This window comes from Hyphomonas sp. ske169 (assembly GCF_056850855.1).
In genome coordinates this window covers 2,336,207-2,353,077 of sequence record NZ_CP096146.1, presented here as the reverse complement: position 1 = coordinate 2,353,077, position 16,871 = coordinate 2,336,207, and the positions used below count along the sequence as shown (strand labels likewise).

Here is a 16,871-nt window from a genome sequence, read left to right as displayed (position 1 = left end):
ATTTGTTTTCAGGGTCTTCGCCTCTGGATAAAATAAAAACCGATCCATCCTGACAGGTTTCAGGGACGGCATCGAACAGGAATGCGGGCTTTCGGATTTTCTCTTCCCCGTGTGTCCTGAAGCTTCCCCAGGATGTGCAAATATTTTGTCCTGATGGGGAAGCATCGGGAGAGACCCTATGCCTGCTAAACCCATATCACCCACCAGTAATACAAAAGCCATTTCAGCCGACCGTTTCGAATGGGACAGTGAAGTTCCACGCCTCGCTCTGCGCCATCGACAAGATCGACAGCCAGCTTGGTATATTCAGATATGCGTGGATGGACGAAACTTGCGGCGCTCGATTGGCCCGAAGGCGTCGCTGAACCTTGACCAAGCCCGCGACATAGCCCGCACGCTAATCGCCGAACTCACCGGCCAAGCCGCGCCGGTGCCACTTGTGCCGGACAAGCCAACAGCAACCGTCGCTGAGTTTGCAGAGCGTTTCCTCGCACATGGGACACCAAACTGGAAACCTGCCACGCTAAAGGCGCACCGCAGCCTCTTGGCTTGCTCGGTCCTGCCTCAGTTCGGGTTCAGGGAGGTTGGCTCCATAAATGCCCAAGAGGTCGCTTCCTGGTTTTCTCAGTCTCAAGCATCGCAGGGAAGCCGAAACCGCGCGCTTGCCGTTCTCTCGGGCATGATGCGGCATGCGGAAATCCTTGGGCTTCGTACGCCGGGGTCAAATCCTTGTCAGGGGCTGCGCCGACGAAAGAACCAGTTTCAGGTTCATCAGCTTAGCCGCGAAGATTATGGACGGCTTGGCGAGGCCCTAAAACGTATTAAAGATACTGAACCGGTCGTCGTGGCTCTCATCCGATTTCTCGCCCTCACGGGGTGTCGCAAATCTGAAGCGCGGCTTCTGCGATGGGACATGCTGGACGCAAACCGCGCGGCACTTCCAGACAGCAAAACTGGGCCGCGCGCAATCTGGCTCGGCAAAGCCGCGCTGGAACTCCTCTCTGAACAGCCTCTTCTTTCTGAGTTTGTATTCTCGATCAAAGGCAAACCAGTTTCTCCTGCGCGTATCGCGAAAGTTTGGGCAATCATCCGCGAGGACATCGGGCTTCCAAGTTTGCGGCTCCACGATCTGCGCCACGGGTTTGCGTCGATTGCGATCTCGTCAGGTGAGGCACTGCGCACGGTTTCAGGTTTGCTTGGACATTCTGAACTGCAAACGACGGCGGGGTATGCCAAGTTTGCAGAAGCTCCTGTGCGGCAAGCTGCCGAGCGCGTGGCTTTGCATCTGGAGCGCACTCTTGCCGGGCCTGCTGCGAAAGCCCTGCCGGAACCGCCACCGCTGGTGGCAGAGTTTCTAGGGCAGCGGCTATCAGTTGCTGACTTCGCAGTCGAACGCGGCGTTAGTGCGTCAACCTTGCGCCAGAAGGTCGGTGCCTACAATCGCGCGCGACGAGCCGCTATTTCTGGCTCGGAGACGAACTGATGCGAAAAGAACCGATTTATCTCAGCGACCTTTCCGCTCGTGCTGCCCGCCCTGCTGGTAAGGAGTACACGCTGCCAGACAACCGATTGAGTGGGTTTGGCCTGCGGGTGCAACCCACCGGAACTAAGTCTTGGGTCCTGAGGCTCAAGATCGACAGCAAGGCAAAACGGGTCACGCTCGGCAATGCTCAAACTATGAGCGCTGAGGAGGCGCGGGCGCGAGCCCACCACAAGCTTTCAGCGTCCGCGCCTCCGGTTATCTCATTGCTGGCTGCGAACGATAAGCCCGCCATCAAATTGCATGTGCTGGCGAAAAGGTTCCTGAAAGCGAAACAATCAACATGGAAACCTACGACCATGAAGGCGGTAAAAACGTATCTCAACAGCGCGATCCTTCCGGCGTTTGGTGACTACGCCATAAACCGACTTTCCACCGCCGATATCGCAGACTGGTTCCACACCTACAGCGCGACTAGTCCGGGCGGCGCTAATCAGGCGCTGTCGCATCTGCGGAGTATGCTGAAGTTTGCGCGAGAAAACGGCATCCTGCCTCCCGACTCGCCTGATCCGTCTAAGCCCATTCGTCGCAACACGCGCCGGGCTAGAGGACGTTTATTGAACAGCCATCAATTGGCAATGCTGGGCAGTTGGCTAAAAACGCCGCCAATCCGGTGGCTTAATGTTGCCGACGCGATCCACTTGATCCTGTTGACAGGGTGCCGCTCAGGCGAAATCGCAAGACTTCGTTGGGATGAAGTCAACGAAGATCGATTGACGCTGACGACGACCAAAACGGGCGCACGCGAGGTCGTATTGTCTAAACCCGCACGCAGGATCCTAGAAACGAGACGAACAAATGCGAAATCGAAGTTTGTGTTTCCGAAAACCGCGAACTCTAATTTGCCGATTGCCTCGATAGATTCATCTTGGCGCGCAATCCGAAACCTGATCGGCTTGCCAGAAGACATTAGGTTGCACGATCTTCGTCATACCTACGCCAGTCACGCCATACTGACGGGCGAGACGCTAAACATGGCGGGTCAATTGCTTGGGCACAGGCGGCCAAAGACAACTGAAATCTACGCTCATCTTGACGCGCAGCATCTTGAAGAGGCGGCGGAGAGGATTTCGGCGCTATTAGTTAATTGGATGTCGCATCAATAGCATACCGAGTTAAAACCAGTTGTTTCATGACATATGTCAAGCCATTGGTTCGGGCTGAAAACCCGCAAGCTGACTGGGAAAGTGGTACGTACGCATCGGCTTTTAATCGTAGCAACTTCCCGGAAATGCTGGGCCGCTTACGCGCAATCATAGCCATTTCATCGTTTCGATAAATCATTCGGCGGTCCTGGCCGAATATCTGAAAACAACTCGCTAAGCGTCTTATCAGTCGAGCCCAAGTCTGAAAGAAGCTTCCGTGTTCTCTCAATCACCTTCGAGTCCCTGCTGATATAACCCAAGGGTACGGGCAAACCACGTGGGGCTTCTAGCGGTTCATGCACGATCACACTGCAGAGAACATCTGGGATCAAGAGAACCTCCAACCCTCGTGGGACGCCAAGCCTTTCGTTATCTATCGTTTTATCAAAAACCCGCGAAAGAACCCACTCAGCATTTTTTGCACATACACCAATTACATCTGGCGAATTGTCGATTTCACCATATCTGTCTTGCAAAGTTGCTACGATTTCAGAGAGATTTCTGGTAGCACCCCAGTGGGGCACATTTGGAGCAATCCAGAATATGCTTTTTGGCGAATGATCAGGCGTTGATGCGTATTTAAGTTGGTCTAGCAAACGCCTGAGGTTCTCTTTTACAAACAAGCTTCCGAGGACAGGAATCGTCTTCCGGTCTGATCTAACTTCACCGACCCTTCCGAGGCATTCATTGTAGTAGCGACGGATCGCCAGTCCATCCGAACGGGTCCACTCGGCGAGGAATTCAGTTGCGGTGGTTGTTAGGACCTCAAAGGATCGTTCAGCATCATCACTCTTAGAAATGTATAGTGTTTCCGCAAAGTCCTGCACGGCACGCAGAATGTCGACCCGGTCTTCAATTTGATACTTGTCACCCCAATCCGATAGATTGACTTCAGCTGACGTAGGACTCCGTGGCTTACTTCCAATATTGATCCTTACGGTTGCAGAAAAACGGCTTAACGGAGTAGCGCCATCCACTGAATAGAGAATTGGACGATCTTGCCATCTACCAGTCGCCGATGAAGAAAACTGCGAGAAGTTGCGTGAGAATAGACTAATTACTTTATCTCCTGCACTTGATGCGGCGGGAGCGTCCAAAATCGCCAGTTCAGGAAACCTTAGCTCTGCAAAGGTTAGGCTCTTTCTTTCTTCAAGGCACAATGAAATCAAATCTATGCCAACTTGCTTTGACAACTCTTCAACGGCAAAAATCTTGGGGATGGGAGAATCGTGTGTGAATAGCTGCTCTCCCGCCGCCGACAAACAAACTTGACCGTCGCCCCGCGTCAGATAACCAGCCTCATCCAACTCAACCAGAACATAGCTCAACTCTCGATGGTTGAGACCAAAATAATGTCCGATGTCATTCTCATCAATTTCGCCGGTGGCCTTTATCAGCCTCAAAACGAATTCGCTCAGTACAGAGAAATTCTTGGGAACCGCAGCTTTGTAAGTCACATCGAATAAACGACATGGAAGCAAACAATCATATACGCCAAGGGGGTAGAATTCGTCCGCCTCTTGCTGAGTCATCGACCCGCTAATCGTCAAGACAGCCCTTTTTGGCACCTTACTCATTTCGCCACCTCGTTTTCAGCAGAATCGCGCTTCAACAACCCAACGACATCCAAGGTAGATGCGTTGCCTTCGTCCTCCTGATCTTTGATGATGTCAGACAGCTTCGACAATGGGTTTTGTTCGGGCCAAGAATGTCGAGCTCCAACTATTATAAGCTGATCCATTGCTCGGCTCATCGCAACATTTATGCGATTAGTTTTGGCCAGAAATCCTGGTGCAATTTTTTGTTGTCCGTTTTCTTGCAGGTCACGATTGTTCCGGACTAAAGAAACTATAACGATGGGATTTTCTTTGCCTTGGTAGCTATCTACAGTATCGATCTTGATGGTTCGACGCACAGATTCGCTAAGTCTGAGATGCGCCACCTTTTGCCGTAAAAGTTCTTTCTGGCCTGCATACATACAAATTATGCCCACCAAGTGCTCAAATTTTCCTTGTGACTGAACATATTTGCGGAAGGGTTCACATTCATCGAGCGATTTCAGAAGGGCGAGGACCACATCAGCCTCTTTGCCGTTTCGCAAACTACTCGAGTCTCTAATTTTTGATTGAAAGGCATTCGATTTGAAACCGTCAGTTTCGGCCCAGATGATCGGTGCGTTGAACTCCGCAGGCAGAATGCCCGGTGGTAAGATTGGTTCTGTCCTACCACTTTTCAGCTTCCCATCATAAAATGCCCTCGAAACAAGTCGGCCAATAGGTGGCAACATTCTATACTGCGTATCAAGTACTGTGCGGCTACTTGTGCCATCAAAGCTATCGAACATTCTCTCAAAATCACTAGCGAGTACATCGCTTTCGGGAAGCCCCGTTTTTTGGCGGACTCGGCTAACAACTTCGAATGAATGCAGAGGCTCTAACTGATTGTGGTCTCCAACAAGCACAGCCCACCGCGCGGTCTGAAGTGGAACTGCCAATTCACTCGATGTGCAGCGGGCCGCTTCATCGACGATCACGAGATCAAAATATGAAGCCGTTAGTCCTAAAGAAGGGCGTCCTAGTCCAACACAAGTTCCAGATACCAGCTGACGAGTTCCAGCCAAGAAAGGCTCAAAACTTCTTCGCGCGCTGGATTCGGTAAACAAGAAATCTTGGGACAATTCCACCAGCTGTCGAAACTTCAAAAGAGCTGCTGGCGAAACCTGCATATTGGTTGGCTGAAGCAAATTAATTTGGGCAGCGAAATTACCAAACAAGTCGGACACCGAAAGGCTGGAGTCCAGAATTTGATCTTCGTCGAAACTGAGGCCCAATGCTTGCAGATTATTTTGCAAAGATCTTTTCAAGGCACTATTCTCGCTAGAGCTCTCTAATTTAGCAGTAGCGCGATACTGAGTGATCAGCGGCCGAATAACGAGTTGCAACCGCATTAGCGGCTCAAACATCGTTCCAAAATCGCCCAAGTACTTCGAAATATTTTCGAGACGCAAACGGAATTCGGCTTGGAAACGGTCTTTGAACAGCGCCTCCAATTGCTGGGTATGAAATGGCATAAGCGGCTCAGATACGACGGCCTCATTGCCCACCCGCATTAGGCTAGGCGTGCTCTCTTCATTTGAGAACAGTTTCAATACTGCCTCTGTTGCATTATTGACAGCCTCATGAGACTGGCTCGCTATAAGAACATTTCTTATTAGTTTTTTGTGCAGCGCATAGTGAACAAGCGCGGCGATAAATTTTGTTTTTCCCGTTCCCGGCGGTCCTTGCACCAGTCCAAGTGGACGTATTGAAACGGCTCTCTTTAAGGCCTCGGCCTGCGCAGAGTTTAGGCCGTAACGGTCAAGCTCTTCGTCAGTTGGCAAGCATTCGGCGTTGACAGTGGTTGCCACTGGAGCGGCAAATGCGTCCATCAAGTTCTTGATCCCCGCATTGCCTGATGCGACCCGCTCAATCGCATTTTTTCTGCGCCTAAGACTTTCTTCTTCGAAATGGCTTGTGAACTTAAGTAGCTGACCGTCTCTCACCAAATCAGTAGACGCGATGGAAATATCTGCCGAACTACTCTCAATGACCACCGAATCCTTCGACGAACGGCGAATATCCAAAACACCTACGCGACGCCAATTCCCCCTTCTTTCTTGCCTCAGAACTCCAACAGTATCTGAAAGCGAATAGTCCAGCGTGCCAGCTTCGAGTTCGAAAGGCACAACATGTCGCTTGAGGTCTGTTCGGTAGGTACTGTTACTGAGCGCGGTACCTAACGTTGAAAACTCCTCTTCAGATTCAACGAAGGAAGTCCACAGGGCACGTACGTCAACGTCGCCGGGGGTCTCGCTCGGTATTTTTGTTTGACCGAACAATTGATCAAGTGCGGCATCGCCTTCTGGGTTTGGCTCTTCCTGATCTTCTCGCTTACTATGATCTGGAGTAGCTTCACGTGCCGCCCAGGCGTTGCGAAATTCTTCCAATTCAGTGATTATGCTTAAATGTTCATAGTTGCGAGTTGACCCGGCTTCGATTTCAATCTCGCCATTAAAAACAGCAATCTCGTGTTGCGCAATTCGTTCAATCTTAGTCTGCTCAATTGAACGCTTAAAAACGCTGGTCGGGCGGGCTTCAAGATCACAGTCTATGACAAGCTCTTCACATAACCCCCGCACCATAAACCGCGATCGACTGGGGTGTAATCGAACGTGAAATCCACCTTCATCGGACACAAAAGCATGTTTTTCGAACCCCGGAGACTTCAGGACGATTTTTGTAACTTCGACTGTTTCCTTTGTAGCGATTAGGCCCGACAATATTTCCAAAACCGGACTAAGAGTTGTATTTGCCAAGTCCCCCGTCTGGCACTTTTTTAGATCACCAATAGCCATCTCAATATCATCAAATTCTGATGCTATGGGGTCTAGTAGCTCTTTAACAATTTCTACCGTAGCAAAACGATCTCGTTCAAACCTGCCGCCTTGGCTCGGAGAATATCGGCTTGTACAAATTTCACCGTCTGCCTGTGGTGCGAAATCAAGGCTATCAATGATCACCGGTTCCACTACATCACCGTCTTTGAGTACGATGTTGTCCGGTTTTAGATCTCCGTGCGTCATTCCAAGCGCATGAAAATCTGAAACAGCTTTCGTTAACTTCGAAGCTACGGTGAGAATTAGGCCACGCAAACCTTCAATGGTTTGATCGTCTTCGATGAATTCTCTAAGCACCCGTCCGTCGACGAATTCTTGAACAATCGCAATGGCATCTCCAAGCCAAGCAACCTCTTTCACAGAGACGAAGCTGTCGAAATCGCGCTTGCTGTACTCATCAGCACGACTGAGGAAATCCAGTATCTTCGCGCCCTCTCTTTGACTGTTGTTCCACGAAACAGACTTCCAAAGCTTCACCAGAAACGTTTTGCCATCAACTCTCGATTTCCATTGTTCGACCTCGGCGCTTTCCTCCAAGAGCTCGGTCTCAGGATAAGCGCTAAGAAGGGCTCGCTGCGAAGCGTACTTACCGGAAAAATTCTCCAACCCAGAGCTGATCTCAGCTCGCGTGGGACGAGCCTCAGTCGATCGGTTAAAAGCGCTCAATGCTTCAACAGCACTTGGAAATCTATCACTCGGGTCCAGAGCCAACGAGGTCTCAAACCAGGAATGCAAAGCGCCATATTCACGAAGCGGATCAATAGAAGCATCCCACTCGGCAGGCTGGCCCTCACTAGCGGAGGGCGGTTTGCCAAAGAAGAGATGATGAAGCAGAACGCCCACCAAGAACACGTCTTTGGGCATCGAATGCGCGTCCTCAATATCTAGAATATCCTCTGGAAGAATCGCACTAGATAAAAATTGGTAGCGATCGGTTCCCAGTGACTTCACCTCAGGGGTTCGGGCCGCCATCAAGTGTGAAATACGAATTGTGGAGGGGCGTTCGATCCACAAGCTGTGCGAACCGATGTCGAGGTGCGAGACTTCAATTCTATGAAGACTTTCTAGCCTTGAAATTATCTGGCGACCAACTTCGATTTTGTCATCAATGTTTAGTTTGTTGCCATCTGAGACTATCCAGTCTCTAAATCGCTTAAGTCGTTTCCTCCGATCATACACTTCCCAAAATTTGACGCCTCGTTCCGGATCATCCGCAACTAGTCCCAGCAATGCTTGCTCAGCATCTGTACCTAGTTCACGGATAAATCCGAACACCTCACGCTCTCGGCCTGCGATTTCATTTCGGCCATCCTCATTTTGAAACCGGGTGTCTGCTTGAGTGAAGTCCCAAAGTCTCAAGGTGCCAAAAGTTGTAGCGCTATTCCGGTCCTCAACTTCGTATTCAGAATATACTTTTCTTGGATGTTCGAATGTCGCTGCTTCGGATTGCGCAACATAATTTCCATATAACCGCCGTCCGGGTTCAACTACACCACTTCCTGCATTAAAAAAGCTAGAGGTAATCCTCTTCCAAGGCTCCTGGTGCAGAGAATTCGAAACAAAATAACCAAAAGCAGGACCGAATGCGGCGACTCTTCTTTTCGGATCAGCAACTTTATTGACAAAATCTTCAATCTGAAAAACGCGTTTGCGCTCATTAGTGTCCAGACCTGAAAAATCAGCTTTTGATGTAACGACAACGAAGCCCTGAATGGTGGGGACCTTTGGACGCTTTCCATTGCTGTGTTGCTTAATGTGGGCCGTCATCAGTGGAAGCAGGTCGCGTACGTTTTGCAGCATTTTTTGAACTGGCGAAGCACCTAGATTGCGGTCGCCATTCAGCCAGTTTCCGTTTGAGCTGCTGATCGGACCTTTCCAATCTTTCAAGTCAATAAGCATAACTCTGTCGGGTGCCACGAGTACAACGTCTATTTCACGCGATTTGTGAGCCGAAAATATCAGATCTAGGTTTGTGTAGGCGAACCACTCTCTGGGTAGTTTTTGCAGTGCATTAACGCCAACAACCTCGCGTGCATGTATACCAGACCCACAATTGATAATTTTCACCAACTCATCTCCACACACCAAATTGAGAACCAACTTATACGGCAATTTCAATGGTTCGGAAGAACCAACGCATGCTCAACTAAACGGAATTCGCCGTGCTGCGTGTGAATGGCGATTCGATCTTGATCCGACAGTTTTCGTGAAATAGAGTCCCCTAAGGGTCGATAGACCCGAAAGCGTATTATGCGTCTGACCGGCAAAGGTGAAAGAGTTGTCCTCTGTTTTCCTTGCCATTCCGAACTTGATGTTTTGTCCTCATACGCATCGTTTAGGTGCATGGGGTGTGATACCGAAACTCTCTTTTCCAACGTCTCTTTCGCGAGGCATTTGGAGAATGACTGAGTTGTTACGCGTGGGTTCGATTGAAGAAATATCGCTGCACTATCAGAGGCTTAGACTTTGAGAGTGGTGATCAAGAAGATGGCGTTTTCGTCCGTCTTTACTTTCATCGAGCAGGCCAGCTTGGACCCGGATTTCTGCTTCCCCGTGTGTCCTGAGCGCTTCCCCGGGATGTGCAGTCTTTTGTGTCCTGACGGGGAAGCATCAGGAGGTAATCCCATGCTCGCCAAACAAACCAAGAAAGCATCCCGCAACCAGACATCCGACAAAGATCGCTTTAAATGGGATGACAAAGAACCCGGTCTCGGCATCCGTTTCCGTGCCGGACGTAACCCCACCTGGTATCTACAAACCCGGATCGAAGGTAAAACAGTCCGCCGTTCACTCGGGCTTTTGCATGATCTATCCCTTGCTGACGCCAGAGAGATTGCGCGCGAAGCGAGAGACGAATTGTCTGGAGCGACACCTGCGCCAGCCTTGGTGCCTGAAACTCCAAAAGCAACGGTCGCAGATTTCGCAGACCAGTTTCTGAAGGATGGCGCGCCCAACTGGAAACCGGCCACCATCAAGGCGCACCGCTATGTTATTTCGCGTTTCATTGTTCCCGCCTTTGGCACCCGCGACCTTGCCTCGCTAACTGCTGAGGATGTTGCCGCATGGTGGTCCGGTCTCGATGCATCTGCCGGAACCCGGAACCGCACCCTTGCCGTTCTGTCTGGAATCATTCGGCACGGAGAACTGCTGGGCTTGCGCTCGCCGGGGCTTAACCCCTGCCAGGGGCTCCGGCGACGCAAGTCCAGCTTCAAGGCCGATAGATTGACGTCTGAAGATTATGGACGGCTTGGCGAGTCCATCAGAAGCGTTGAAACGCGCTGGCCTGTGGAAGCTGATATATTTCGATTTCTTGCCCTGACAGGTTGCCGCAAATCCGAGGCGCGTTTCCTGCAATGGAGTATGATCGACGGAAAACGGGCGGCGTTGCCCGACAGCAAGACCGGACCTCGCGCCATCTGGCTTGGGTCTCCAGCTCTCAAACTGCTCGCTGAACAGCCGACTCTCTCTGACTACGTCTTCGCCAAACGCGGCAAACCTGTTTCCAACAACCAACTCTACAAGATTTGGCACCGCGTTCGCGAACATGCAGACCTCTCCGCTCTCCGGCTTCATGACCTTCGGCACGGGTTCGCATCGGTTGCCATATCATCGGGCGAACCGCTGAGAACCGTTGCAGGTCTTTTGGGGCATTCAGACCTGCAGACGACAGCAGGCTACGCTCAGTTTGCCGAAGCACCCGTTCGCGCAGCGGCTGCGCGGGTCGCCGATCATCTGGGCGAGGCTCTGGCCGCGCAGAAGCTCCGGGCTGCGCCTCTGCCCAAAGGCATTGTCGCCGACTTCCTCGCCCAAGGTCTGCCGATGGACGCCTTTGCCGAAATCAACGGTATTAGCCTATCTACTCTGCGCCAGAAACTTGCCCGGCACTTCAAGGACGTCCGCGCGTCACGTGCCAGCAGTGAGGGTATGGAGCAATGAGCGGGGCGAAGAGACACTTGACCGATGCGCTGGCCCGAAAGGCAAAGCCCAAGTGCCGGGAATACGCCTTGGCAGACGTAGCGCTACAAGGGTTTGCCCTTCGCGTTCAGCCATCCGGTTCTAAGGCGTGGATTTTGAGGATGCGTGTTGAAGGCAAGCTGCGCCGGTTCACGATTGGATCGCCAAACACAATGAATGCCGACGAAGCGCGAACCCGTGCGTTCCAATTGCGCACAGAGCACCAGCCGAAAACTGTCATTCAACTCGCGTGCGCGGACGAACCGGCCATCACGTTCCGCGAACTCAGCCACTGCCTGCTGCAAGCATCTGTGGACGGCGGCCCCTTGGCAAGAGATTTTAGTTGGTCATCTGCAGGTTGGCCGTTAGCGGGCATCTGTTCGGCCTATTCGAGCGGCATTCAGACGCCGCTGGCCATCATGCGTTCCGCAAGATGAGGTTCCTTACAAAAGCACGCACTCAAGGGTGCTTGCTCGCAGGTGGATTGTCCTCACTTGTTGAACCTACGGGTCTGCATGACCTCCTTATGCTCTCACCAATCTCGTTTGCGCCTGTTCAGCGCGGCGACTTTATGCCGGCATTAGCTTTGCCGGATTGAACTTCTCTCCTTTGACCATCAGGGCCCAGATCATGCGGCCCATCTTGTTGGCCATGGCGATCGCAACCACCATCATCGGTTTACGCTCGAGCAAACGGCTAAGCCATGGATGCTTCGTGAAGCCGAGCTGTTTCGCTCGGATGATCATCGACATCGCGCCAGTAACCAGTAAGCGCCTCAGCTCCGGGTTGCCCTTCTTGGTGATCTTCCCGAGCCGCTCTCGCCCGCCACTGGAATGCTGTTTAGGCACAAGCCCGACCCAGGCGGAGAATGCGCGACCGGATTTGAAGATCTTTGGATCGGGTACTTCAGCGACCACACGTGTTGCGATGACCGGTCCGACGCCGGGTATCGTTTCCAGTCGCTGGCAGATGGCATTGGCTTTATGGGCCTTGAGGATCTTGCGATCCGTTTCCAAGATTTGCCGCTTCACGTGTCGGAGCTCGCTGGCGAGCGGCAGCAGGCACTCCCGCGCCAGGTCGGGGATGCGATCATCCTGATCGTCAGCCAGCGTGTCGAGGATGGCTTCAACGCCCATCCGCCCTCTGGAAGCGACGATACCGAACTCAGCCAAGTAGCCCGTAATGTGTTGATCAGCCGGGTCGATAAACGCACCCAATGATCGCGTACACCATGCAGGGCAAGGAGCGCCTGTTGATCTGGTGTTTTGATAGGAACGAACCGCATCGTTGGCCGGGTGACGGCTTCGCAGATCGCTTCCGCATCACGCATATCGTTCTTCTGGCTCTTGAGATACGGCTTCACAAACTGGGGCGCCATCAGCTTCACTTCATGCCCAAGTGCGCTCAGCTCACGGCCCCAATAGTGCGCTGTTGCGCAGGCTTCCATGCCGACCAAACACGGTTCCAACTGATTGAAAAAGGCGAGGACTCGCGACCGGCTGAGTTTGCGACGAACGACAACCTCACCCTCCGTGTTGATACCGTGAACCTGAAAAACCGACTTGGCTAAATCTAGGCCAATAACTGTGATACTCTTATCCATAGGCGTGCTCCTAATGTTGGCGGTGTGGATACCTTCACATTACCAGCTCAGTAGAGCTGGGTGGGACACGCCGTCCACAGCATCAAAAGCGGGCGTCTGGAAACCCAGCACGATTAAGGCAGTGACCACTTATCTAAACGCCGAACTCCTACCTACCTTCGGAGACCGTCCGATCAATCGGTTGACAACCGCAGAGATAGCAGCGTGGTTCAACGCCTACAGCGCTCGACGGCCAGGTGGAGCCAATCAGGCGCTCACGCATCTGCGCACTGCTCTGAAGTTTGCAAGAGAAACGGGTCGCCTACCGCGTGACGCCCCAGACCCATCGAGCCCGATCCGCAAGAACACAAGGCGCGCGCGGGGACGGCTCCTGAATGCCAACCAGCTCGCAAAGCTGGGAGCTTGGCTGGAAGCGCCCCAGCTGCGCTGGCTGGACGTGGCTGATGCTATCCACCTGATCCTGCTGACTGGCTGCAGGTCCGGAGAAATTTCGCGCTTGCAGTGGGCTGAAGTTCTTGAGGACAGGCTACGGCTAAAGGCATCGAAGACCGGCAGTCGGGACGTGGTTCTGACGCCGCCCGCCATAGCAATCCTGGTGCGTCGGCGAAAGGGCACGCGGTCACTCTATGTGTTCCCTGCCAGCCACGACCCCGGCAAGCCTATCGGGACATTGGATGTGCCGTGGCGATCTATCCGGGAGCGTATCGGATTGCCCCGTGAAATCCGCTTGCACGACCTTCGCCACACTTATGCAAGCCAAGCGATCATGACTGGCGAAACACTCAGCATGGCGGGCCAGTTGCTAGGGCACCGAAGCCCCCAGACAACCGAAATCTATGCCCACCTTGATGCGCGGCATTTGGCTGATACGGCGGACAGGGTCTCGCAATCGATACATGAATGTCTGGAATCAGGGTGCGAAGCAGCCGTTTGAACCTCTCAGGTTAGGTGACCGAGATTGGCCCGAAGCTGCCGTTAAGATTGTGTCATCGAGTGTCGCCCTTTGGCGAAACCACGTCGTAGTTTAACGATGGAAAAACAGCAGGGGTATTCCAACCCCTGCCATTCCATACATTTATAGATCTATACTAGACGATATTTCCAAAGCATCATCGACTTCAACGCCCAGATATCTGACTGTGCTTTCGAGCTTGCTATGCCCCAATAGAAGCTGAACGGCTCGCAAGTTGCCGGTTTTTCGATAGATCAAAGCTGCCTTCGTTCGGCGTAGAGAGTGGGTCCCATATGTTGCCGGATTCAAACCGATTGATGCCACCCAGTGTTGAACCAGCCTGGAATATTGCCGCGTCGAGAGGTGTGGCGATGATCTCACTCGGCTTTTAAACAGATAGTCCTCGGAATTTAGGCCTTTCTCGTCGATAAGCGCTTTGACTGTTTTGCGAGTGTTCCTTGATATCTCGAAATGAACGGGTCGCGAGGTCTTCTTCTGAATAATCACTCCGCGGGTTTTCACCTCACCTCCGGCAAAGATGTCACTCACCCTGATTCTAACAAGATCACAGCCGCGTAGCTTGCTGTCGATTGCGAGATTAAACATAGCGAGGCTCCGCGTGTTACCTTCAAGTTCGAGCCGTGTGCGAATGGCCCAGACTTCCTTCATTTTTAAAGCTGGCTTTTGGCCTGTCAGTTTTCCACCAGCGATGTGATTAGATGTTTGGAAGCTTTCCGACATAAGTGATTGAAATAGATCGTCCTGCATATCTGAGTCCTTCAATGGTCCAACCACACCATGCGGCTGGTTCGATGAAGGCATGCAATTCAGCGGCTTGCGCGAGTGGGAGCAGTCGCAAATAATGCCGAAATCGCTGAATCCAATCAAACTTATCAGCCTGATCGAATAAGTGTTTCTTCAATTTTTCCCGTAAACCCACCGCGTGAGTCCCGGCCTGTCCAGAATAACGGTCCTACCATAGTTAGTGCTGACTAGACCCAACCCGGACATCTTCTTGAGTGCAGTCCCTATCGTGTTGCGTGACACGCCCATTTGGTGAGCGAGTCTGGATTGATTGAGCGAGACTTCATCATCGAATTCCGAAAACTCCAATAGGCGCTTGCCCAGGCGCCGCGCCAGCGGAAGACGACGCTCTTCTTCCAAAGTATCAAAGGCGCGCCCCAGACGGTCACTCAAAAAGCCAATCAACTCGCGGCGCGCAGAAGGATTTGAATCGATCAGCTCCCAGAGTTCCCGCTCGCTAATCTGGATCAAATCGCAATCCTCAATGGTCTCGCCTGTATGCGATCGGGGGCGTTTCATCAAAAGCGGGAAAAGTCCGAAGGCGTCACCAACTGTCAGAATGGCGGCCACGCTTGAGTGTCCATCCTCACTGGTTCGAAACATTGAAATCCGTCCAGACACGATAAGCGAAAAGCTTTGGGCTGGTGAACCTTGCTGGTAAACGAGTCTGCCTGCTGCGATGTGTTCGCGTCGCCCCGAAGCCGCAAGGAAATCAAACAGGCGTAGCGGCAAGCGATCGCGAGCTTGGGTGACATGAGGCATTTTTGCATCTCCTGAGTGACAGATGCTTGAATTGCACAATTCTTGGCATTCTTCATGTCTTTTTTGCCGTAGCGGATTCAAAAAGGGAGGAAGCTATGCTGAGACAGTTTAGTGTAGGCATTTGCGTGTTAGCTTTGGCACTCGCGAGCTGTGGGCAAGTCGAGTCTGCCGATGAAAATGCGGAAAGCATCGCCACGGGAGACGCCATCGAGACGGCTGATACATTCGGCCCAATACCCGGACCCAGAACGTGTTTCTGGATGCGTGGCCCGCACAGCGCTGATCCGTATATCAATCTTGCCTATCCAGATGCCAACGTCTTTTATTGGGCATCCACTTTCACCGTACCGGATGACGCTGAGTTACGCATTGAGGGCGAGTATCCCTACTCGCGCTACATGTCTCTGATTTCCTATGACGAACGCGGGCGCCCGGTCGAGTCGCTTGCCGACTATCTGATCGCACCCGGCGCGGCCCCCGACGGTCCATCCAGCGCGGATCTCGCACCAGAGCGCAAGCCGGTTCGTTTTGCCTGGAACGTCGCTCATGCACAGGACGTCGATGATAATGGCCGCAGCATCAATCCCTTCATTCCCGGCAACCGCAGGGACAGCAAAAACCGGGATTATTTTGTAAAAGTGGTGAGCGCGGCCCCTGAGAACGAGCGCGCCATTGGAGAGCGTACTGAGAGCAGTAGTGGAAATATTCTCCATGTCCCGCGCTATGGAGCGGGCAATCAACAGATGGTGCTATATCGCATATATTTGCCAGATGACCGCAAGGCACCTGATGGCGGTGTCAGCCTGCCTGAGCCTGTGCTTGTTTATCCTGATGGCACGGAGCTGCGTGGCCAGGACGCCTGCGATAAATTGAATTCAAGTCAACCGCTGGCGATCTCTCTCGACGCTGTTGGCGTGCCGCCATCGGAATATCGCAAACTGATCAACCAGCCGGACAAACCTGACACCTGGCCCTCCAAGATACCGGCTGAATGGTTCATCCAACTCGACCGGGAGAGCCTGCTTGGCATCTACACAGGCTACACCAATCCGGATGCGCGGCGGTCTGAAGGCGGATTCTACCCCAACCTTGATAACCACTACATACGCACGATTATCAATCGCAAGCATGGCAAAGTCTTCATGCTGCGCGGTAAAGCCCCTTCCACGCCCACAACACACAAGGGCGACATGGTCATGGGCGATGGCGAATTACGGTATTGGTCAATCTGTTCTAATCAGGGGCTGTCAAACACGCGCGTCAATGATTGTCTGTTTGACGAAGAAATACCCCTCGATGCGCGCGGTTACTATACGGTGGTCATCAGCCGGGAAGAAGACCGTCCGAGGAATGCTGTCCCTGAATGTGGCATCGGCTGGTTGCCGATGGCGGAAGATGGTGACGGCCTGTTCGACCCAGATGTGACTGTCGTGCAAATCCGGCACATGTTGACCGCGCCAGATTTCGATCATTCGGTTCAACGCGTCTTCCGCCAGGAAAATCTCGAAAAGGTGATGGGCCAGTACCTTCCGGTTTCCAGATACGGCCTTCCCAACCAGATCGAGACATTTTTTCCATGTATGCCGCGATCCAAATCAGCGGACTGATATGAACATCAAACAGTGGCTGACAGCGATAGGACGTGTGCAAATTGCTTGAGGCGCTCGTTCGAACAA

The 16,871-nt window shown here is 52.5% G+C and carries 10 protein-coding genes and 2 pseudogenes; 7 read left to right on the top strand and 5 right to left on the bottom strand.

Going from position 1 to position 16,871, the window contains the following annotated elements; genetic code table 11:
• The first annotated feature begins 178 nt into the window (after positions 1–178).
• The 3 genes and pseudogenes from MY069_RS11455 (at position 179) to MY069_RS11445 (ending at position 2,646) form a co-directional block, all read left to right on the top strand.
• Complete coding sequence (locus MY069_RS11455; RefSeq protein ID WP_482793917.1) at positions 179–1,483, top strand: tyrosine-type recombinase/integrase; 1,305 nt, start codon at positions 179–181, stop codon at positions 1,481–1,483.
• Positions 1,483–1,704, top strand: a pseudogene (locus MY069_RS11450) (Arm DNA-binding domain-containing protein); the annotation flags it as partial. The gene MY069_RS11455 and the pseudogene MY069_RS11450, both read left to right, overlap by 1 nt.
• A gap of 42 nt (positions 1,705–1,746) precedes the next feature.
• Positions 1,747–2,646 (top strand): tyrosine-type recombinase/integrase, encoded by a 900-nt coding sequence (locus tag MY069_RS11445; protein ID WP_482796702.1) that lies wholly within the window; start codon positions 1,747–1,749, stop codon positions 2,644–2,646.
• Positions 2,647–2,804: 158 nt separating this feature from the next.
• On the opposite strand, the gene MY069_RS11440 is transcribed toward MY069_RS11445, so the two are convergent.
• Together MY069_RS11440 and MY069_RS11435 are read right to left on the bottom strand one after the other, a co-directional pair.
• Positions 2,805–4,262: a hypothetical protein gene (locus tag MY069_RS11440; RefSeq protein ID WP_482793916.1), complete on the bottom strand. Its 1,458-nt coding sequence runs from the start codon at positions 4,260–4,262 to the stop codon at positions 2,805–2,807.
• A complete protein-coding gene (locus MY069_RS11435) occupies positions 4,259–9,187 on the bottom strand; it encodes an AAA domain-containing protein (protein WP_482793915.1) in 4,929 nt (1,642 codons plus the stop codon). Before MY069_RS11435 ends, MY069_RS11440 begins: the two co-directional genes overlap by 4 nt.
• Before the next feature lie 558 nt (positions 9,188–9,745).
• Here MY069_RS11435 and MY069_RS11430 point away from each other — a divergent pair.
• Together MY069_RS11430 and MY069_RS11425 are read left to right on the top strand one after the other, a co-directional pair.
• On the top strand, positions 9,746–11,056 hold the full coding sequence (locus MY069_RS11430) for a tyrosine-type recombinase/integrase (RefSeq protein WP_482793914.1): 1,311 nt from the start codon (positions 9,746–9,748) through the stop codon (positions 11,054–11,056).
• Positions 11,053–11,511: an Arm DNA-binding domain-containing protein gene (locus tag MY069_RS11425; protein WP_482793913.1), complete on the top strand. Its 459-nt coding sequence runs from the start codon at positions 11,053–11,055 to the stop codon at positions 11,509–11,511. Before MY069_RS11430 ends, MY069_RS11425 begins: the two co-directional genes overlap by 4 nt.
• Before the next feature lie 132 nt (positions 11,512–11,643).
• Here MY069_RS11425 and MY069_RS11420 read toward each other — a convergent pair.
• Positions 11,644–12,677 (bottom strand): annotated as a pseudogene (locus MY069_RS11420) (IS110 family RNA-guided transposase).
• Positions 12,678–12,690: 13 nt separating this feature from the next.
• Here MY069_RS11420 and MY069_RS11415 point away from each other — a divergent pair.
• A complete protein-coding gene (locus tag MY069_RS11415) occupies positions 12,691–13,611 on the top strand; it encodes a tyrosine-type recombinase/integrase (protein WP_482793912.1) in 921 nt (306 codons plus the stop codon).
• Between the two features lie 141 nt (positions 13,612–13,752).
• Here the strand turns inward: MY069_RS11415 and MY069_RS11410 are convergent, their stop codons facing one another.
• Both MY069_RS11410 and MY069_RS11405 read right to left on the bottom strand, forming a co-directional pair.
• The gene (locus MY069_RS11410; protein ID WP_482796701.1) at positions 13,753–14,370 is read right to left on the bottom strand and encodes a tyrosine-type recombinase/integrase; all 618 of its coding nucleotides are present in this window, start codon (positions 14,368–14,370) and stop codon (positions 13,753–13,755) included.
• Positions 14,371–14,547: 177 nt separating this feature from the next.
• Positions 14,548–15,195, bottom strand: a complete 648-nt coding sequence (locus tag MY069_RS11405) for a Crp/Fnr family transcriptional regulator (RefSeq protein ID WP_482793911.1) — start codon at positions 15,193–15,195, stop codon at positions 14,548–14,550.
• 95 nt (positions 15,196–15,290) lie between these two features.
• On the opposite strand from MY069_RS11405, the gene MY069_RS11400 reads away from it, so the two are divergent.
• On the top strand, positions 15,291–16,802 hold the full coding sequence (locus MY069_RS11400) for a hypothetical protein (protein WP_482793910.1): 1,512 nt from the start codon (positions 15,291–15,293) through the stop codon (positions 16,800–16,802).
• Positions 16,803–16,871: the final 69 nt, after the last annotated feature.